The sequence below is a fragment of the Alteromonas sp. AMM-1 genome (genome assembly GCF_047290655.1).
Lineage (GTDB): Bacteria > Pseudomonadota > Gammaproteobacteria > Enterobacterales > Alteromonadaceae > Alteromonas > Alteromonas mangrovi.
This window is the reverse complement of sequence record NZ_JBLBUE010000189.1, coordinates 1-6,170: the sequence shown is the minus strand read 5'-3', so window position 1 is coordinate 6,170 and position 6,170 is coordinate 1. Positions and strand designations below refer to the sequence as shown.

Sequence of the window (6,170 nt, the reverse complement as noted above, 5' to 3'; positions counted from 1 at the left end):
TAGTGGCGAAGAAGCTGCGATTCTGGACGAGCTTGACAACAGCGAATTCGATGAATTATTGGGCGCCATCGATAACGAAGAACGTGAAGACAAAGCGCTTAAAAACTTCAAGCTGGAAAACCCGGATTTAGATTTACAGGCGTTGTTTAGTGAGGGCGATGCTAAACCAACCGAAGGCAGTGCTTCTGAAGATTTAACTGAAGTTCATGCCAGCGATCCTATCGACACTGCCATTGAGGATGACTTTGTGGATGTGGAAACACTGATGGCAGAATCTGATGTCACCGATGAGGACGAATCCGAACGTGAGCTTGATTTAGACGTTAGTTTGTCCGAGTTTAGCGGAGTAAGTGACGATGACGACGTATTTGATATCGACAAAGATGCCGGTCAGAACGCCAATCTGGATTTAGCCAGAGTGTATATTGAAATGGATGATCCTGAAGCGGCCAGAGAACTACTTGCAGAAGTAATGGATAAAGGGTCTGACACTCAGAAAGCTGAAGCCTCAGAATTACTAAAAGCACTGGAATCCTGATTCCTTTTAATCGTCAGCCTCGGGGACTTCAGCGCGTCATCCCCGAATACCCATTCTCCGTCATCCCTAAATACCCATTCCCCGTCATCCCCGAATTTGCAAAGCAAATGTCGGGGACCTCATTGCGAAGCCAGATGTTTCAGCCACTGTTGCAAGTATCAGCAAGATCCCTGACAACGCTTTGCGTTTCAGGGATGACGGGTGAAGTTGCGCGTTTCAGTGATGACGGGTGTTGCTCCGCGTTTCTGGGATGACGGGCGTAATTACTCGTTTCTCCCCAATCGTCATCCCCGAATAACCATAGATTAAATATATAGGTTGCCAAAAAATGCCTATTTTACGTTTGTGAATTCCCATCGCACACTTTCGTTACAAACGGGGTAACGACAATGACAACAAAATGAAAACATTATTTAATACTGAAGTGCGTGCATCTTTACTGTTTGCCGCACTGTTTTGTGCAGGCGCTTTTGCTGAGGAAGGTTTCATCACGCAGCGCGCCAGTGCCAGGGTAATTATCGATAATGACTTCGCGGGCGATCCGGATGGCCTTGCCGCACTTGCCCATCAGGTTCTGAGCAAAAAGACACAACCGGTACTAATAACGGTAACCGGGCTTGATCCGAACCTTGCAAAATTCACCTATGGTACAGCAGACACCGCTCAGGCTGGCGCGCAAAAAGCAACAGCGTTACTGACATTGCTCAACCTCGAGCAAATTCCTGTTGCGTATGGATTTGATTACTTGGAACGGGAGCATCATGCGCCTTCCGCAGCAGCAAGAGCCATCGTGGATGAAGCCATGAAAGACAGTGAACTACCGCTGTTTTTCACCTGTGGCGGCCCCCTTACCAACCTGGCTGAAGCGTTAAAGCTGGCGCCGGACATTGCAAAACGCATGACAGTCATTTGGATTGGTGGTGGCGATTACCCAAAGGGTGAACATGAATACAATTTAGCAACCGATTTACCGGCTGCAAAATACGTTATTGAGCAAACCGACGTGCCGATTTGGCAAATTCCTGTGAGTGCCTATCGCCAAATGCAATATTCGGTGGCGGAAATGCGCCTGGACTTCAAACCTATATCACCCTCAACCGAATGGCTGTACAACCAGTACACGCATCTGCCACCTTTTGTAGATATGGGGGGATCACTCACAATGGGAGATCATCCACTGGTGACATTCACTGCGTTGTCTACCCAAAGCAGCCTGAGCGAAATGCGCTTTGCCCGAGCGATAAACGCTGACGGCACCTACGCAGAGGAATTAAACAACAGAACTATTCGGGTGTTTCATTCTGTGGATGCCCGACTCACCTTTGCCGACTTCCTGGCGGTAATGAAATTGAATGCTCACTCACAGTAAGTTGAGCCTGACTGCCAGAATAGCCCTGTCGCAGGTTAACCTTAAGCGGTCGACAGGTGCTTTGTTTTCGCTTCTAAATCTGTTACCAATAGACCCAGGTGCTAAACAGATAAACGCATAAGGTAACAAAATAAGAATGAAAACAATGAAACGTCCACTGGCAGTAGCGCTATTGGGGATCACCAGTGCTATTTTTTCAGCGAGCAGTGCAGCCGCATTGAGTGAACAGCAAGTGGCTGTGATGGACTCAATTAACACCACCGTAAAACAAGATACGTTGTCGTATTCACTGATTGAATCGCTGACCACTGAAGTAGGGCCGCGAATGGTAGGTACACCTGGTTCAGATCTCGCTACCGACTGGGCTGTTAACAAGCTCAAGTCGCTGGGATTCGACAAGGTATGGATTGAAGAAAGTCAGGCTCAGCTTTGGCAGCGCGGTGACTTAACACTCCAAATTAATGCGCCATTTCCGCACAAAGTAGTTGGGCTGGCGTTGGGCGGCAGCGTGGGCACCAATGGCAAACCGTTAACGGCTGACGTTGTGCATTTTGACGATTTAGCGGCGCTTCAGGCAGCGCCTGCAGGCAGCCTGAAAGGCAAAATTGCTTACGTTGGTTACAAAATGGAGCGTCATATCGACGGGCATGGTTATGGCAAGGCCGTAGGAGCACGTGTCGCAGGCGCATCTGCTGCCGCCAGTAAAGGCGCAGTGGCGTTTTTAATGCGCTCGGTGGGTACCGATTCTAACCGCATTGGCCATACCGGCGTGATGCGTTACGACGACGCTCAACCCAAGATTCCAGCCATCGCTATTTCTAATCCGGATGCCGATTTGCTGGAAAATATGTTTAGCCGCAATCAGCCCATTTCGTTCACCATTAACACTAATGCCAGTGGTCCAACAGGGAAAACCGTCACTATTGCAAATGTCATTGGCGATGTTACCGGCAGCAGCAAACCCAATGAGGTGGTTACCCTTGGTGCGCATATCGACAGTTGGGACGTAGGAACAGGCGCGATTGACGATGGGATTGGGATGGGCATCATAATGGCAGCCGGCCATTATATTGCAACGTTACCAGAGCGTCCGGCCCGGACATTAAGGGTGATTTTATTTGCCGCCGAAGAAGTGGGACTGGTTGGTGCAGAAGATTATGTGAAACGTCACGCCGGTGATATGGCGCAAAATGTTATTGGGGCAGAGTGGGATTTCGGCAATGGCGCTATTTATAAAATGGAACCCGGCGTTGGTCCAACGGCACTCAATGCCATCCGCGATCTTGCTGAATACCTGGCACCCATGGGGGTGGCATTGGCCACTACCAATACCGCAAAAGGGCAGTCAGACATGAGTCTATTAGGCAAAGCTGGCCAACCGGCTGTTAATTTTGCACCAGATGGCCTGGATTACTTTGATTTTCACCACACTGAAAACGATACGCTCGATAAAGTGGATCAGGACGCGTTAAAAGTGAATACCACTATTTATACGCTGTTTGCCTATTTTGCCACCAGCAGTGATACCGATTTCAGAAAATAAGCAGTAAATATTCGCAGGGAAGGGCTTTTTTTCCCTGCAAAATTGCCCCTTCGAACGCCTTATAATACACTTACGCCCCCGTATAATTATTGCTGTATACACATGACACGAATTGCACTAGGTATCGAATACGATGGCGCACAACATTTTGGCTGGCAACGTCAGCGGGAAGTGCCAAGTGTTCAGGAACATTTGGAAAAAGCCCTGTCTACGGTAGCCAATACCCCTATTGAAGTGCAGTGTGCAGGCAGAACCGATGCTGGTGTACACGCAACCGGTCAGGTTGTGCATTTTGATTTCGATGCCGAGCGACCGGTTAAAGCCTGGACCATGGGAGTGAATGCCAATTTGCCCTCGTCGATTGCGGTAAAATGGTGTTGTTATGTGCCAGATGATTTTAATGCGCGTTTCTCTGCCACCGGCAGACGCTACCGTTATGTTATCTACAATCACAAAATGCGTCCGGCAATATTAGAAAAGGGCATCACGCATATTCATCGTCCGTTAAACGAAGCGCTCATGCATGAAGCCGCTCAGGCATTATTGGGTGAACAAGACTTCAGCGCCTTCCGAGCTGCGCTGTGTCAGTCGAAAACGCCGTTTCGCAACGTAACCAATGTGTCAGTGACCCGCCATGGCGCTTTTGTGGTGGTAGATATCAGTGCCAATGCGTTTTTACATCACATGGTGCGAAATATTGTTGGATCACTGGTAGAGATTGGCTCCGGTTATCAACCGGTAAATTGGATCGCTACCTTGCTTGCTGGCCGCGATCGTACGCAATCTGCCGCAACCGCGAAGCCAAATGGACTGTATCTGGTTAAAGTAGATTATCCCGAAGCGTTTGGCTTGCCTGAGCAGCCACTTGGGCCGTTATTTTTACCGGGTTAACTTCTAAGACCAGTTTTACTTTTCGCTATTGCGTTGAATATGCTCTAATATGTCGCCATATTTCGGTAAATCCGTTATTAGTTAAAAATTCATCAATCCTGTTACGGCTGGCACTAACAATCAGTAAAAAGCGCAGCAGTGATGGGCTTTAAAAAGGAACTCTCTGGCATGAGCTGGATTCAAAAAATTCTTCCAAAAACACAAACGTCTACCAAAGGCAATGTACCTGAGGGGATTTGGACAAAATGTACTGGCTGTCAGGCGGTACTTTACAAACAAGAGCTGGAAAAGCTGCTTGAAGTGTGTCCGAAATGCGATAATCACATGCGAATTACTGCTCGTAAACGTCTGGATGCTTTCTTAGATAAAGGCGATCGCAAAGAACTGGCTACGGAACTGGAGCCGCAGGATATCCTCAAGTTTAAGGATTCCAAACGGTATAAAGACCGCATCGTTGCGGCACAAAAATCAACCAACGAAAAAGACGCGTTGATTGTAATGAAAGGCAAACTAAAAGGCATGCCGGTGGTAGTAGCCAGCTTCGAATTTGCTTTTATGGGCGGTTCGATGGCATCGGTTGTGGGTGCGCGATTTGTCGCTGCGGTTAACGCCGCCATCAAAAACAAATGCCCATTGATTTGTTTCTCTGCAAGTGGTGGTGCACGTATGCAGGAAGCCCTGCTTTCGCTCATGCAAATGGCTAAAACGTCGGCAGCACTGGCTAAGCTAAGTGAAAAGGGCCTGCCTTACATCTCAGTTATGACCGACCCTACGATGGGTGGTGTATCTGCGAGTCTGGCCATGCTAGGCGATATCAACGTAGCCGAACCTAAAGCGTTAATTGGCTTTGCTGGCCCGCGTGTTATCGAACAAACCGTGCGTGAAAAGCTACCAGAAGGCTTCCAGCGCAGTGAGTTCCTGCTGGAGAAAGGCGCCATTGATATGATTGTGGATCGCCGGGAAATGCGCGATAAACTGCATAGCGTACTCAGTAAGTTACATCGTCCAGACTAGTCAGTAGTCGCGACTAAATATGACAACGTCTCGCACACTGACTCAGTGGTTAGCGTACCTGGAATCCATCCATCCCACGGCTATCGACATGGGACTGGACAGGGTTAAGCAGGTCGCTGCCACCCTGAATATTCACTTTAATTCCCGTGTCGTTATTGTTGGTGGTACCAACGGTAAAGGCACAACCTGTGCCCTTATGGAACAAGCACTGCTGCGCAGTGGAAGAACTGTAGGGGTTTACAGTTCCCCCCATTTACTCGATTATCGCGAACGTGTGCGTGTGCAAGGCGAATTGCCTGATGAGGCCGTGTTTTGCACTGCTTTCCAACAGGTAGAAAAGGCGAGGGGCAGTATCAGCCTGACCTATTTTGAGTTTGGCACACTGGCCGCCATGCTAATGTTAATGCAGGCAGAGCTTGATGTGGTGATCCTGGAAGTGGGGTTGGGCGGTCGGTTAGATGCCACTAACATTGTGGAAACAGATTGCGCGGTGATCACCAGTATTGGCCTGGACCACCAGGATTGGCTGGGCGATACCCGCGAGAAAATTGCAACAGAAAAGGCCGGCATTATACGCCAAACTGGCAAGGTTGTGATTGGTGAACCACAGCCGCCTGAAACGCTCATCGATGCGGTAAAGCAAAAGCAAGCAAACGCGCTGTGGCAAGGCAAAGACTTTTCAATTAGCGAAACTGCGCAAGGATTGCTGTTATTGCACCCCGATGGCCGCACTATCGCGCTGCCGGATACGGTGATCCCCGCAAATAACGTTGCCACTGCTTTTGCTACGCTACATCACCTCGGATACACATTCG

The 6,170-nt window shown here is 48.9% G+C and carries 6 protein-coding genes; all 6 read left to right on the top strand.

Annotation, left to right across the window (positions count from 1 at the left end):
- Positions 1–538: FimV/HubP family polar landmark protein (locus ACLR2L_RS18030; protein WP_413370141.1), on the top strand; the 538-nt coding region annotated here is incomplete at its 5' end.
- A gap of 400 nt (positions 539–938) precedes the next feature.
- Positions 939–1,907 (top strand): nucleoside hydrolase, encoded by a 969-nt coding sequence (locus tag ACLR2L_RS18025; RefSeq protein WP_413370139.1) that lies wholly within the window; start codon positions 939–941, stop codon positions 1,905–1,907.
- Positions 1,908–2,043: 136 nt separating this feature from the next.
- Positions 2,044–3,450 (top strand): M28 family peptidase, encoded by a 1,407-nt coding sequence (locus ACLR2L_RS18020; protein ID WP_413370137.1) that lies wholly within the window; start codon positions 2,044–2,046, stop codon positions 3,448–3,450.
- A 102-nt stretch (positions 3,451–3,552) separates the two neighbouring features.
- Positions 3,553–4,341, top strand: a complete 789-nt coding sequence (truA, locus tag ACLR2L_RS18015) for a tRNA pseudouridine(38-40) synthase TruA (RefSeq protein WP_413370135.1) — start codon at positions 3,553–3,555, stop codon at positions 4,339–4,341.
- A 168-nt stretch (positions 4,342–4,509) separates the two neighbouring features.
- A complete protein-coding gene (gene accD, locus ACLR2L_RS18010) occupies positions 4,510–5,355 on the top strand; it encodes an acetyl-CoA carboxylase, carboxyltransferase subunit beta (RefSeq protein WP_413370133.1) in 846 nt (281 codons plus the stop codon).
- Between the two features lie 19 nt (positions 5,356–5,374).
- On the top strand, positions 5,375–6,170 hold a 796-nt coding region (locus ACLR2L_RS18005), incomplete at its 3' end, for a Mur ligase family protein (RefSeq protein WP_413370131.1).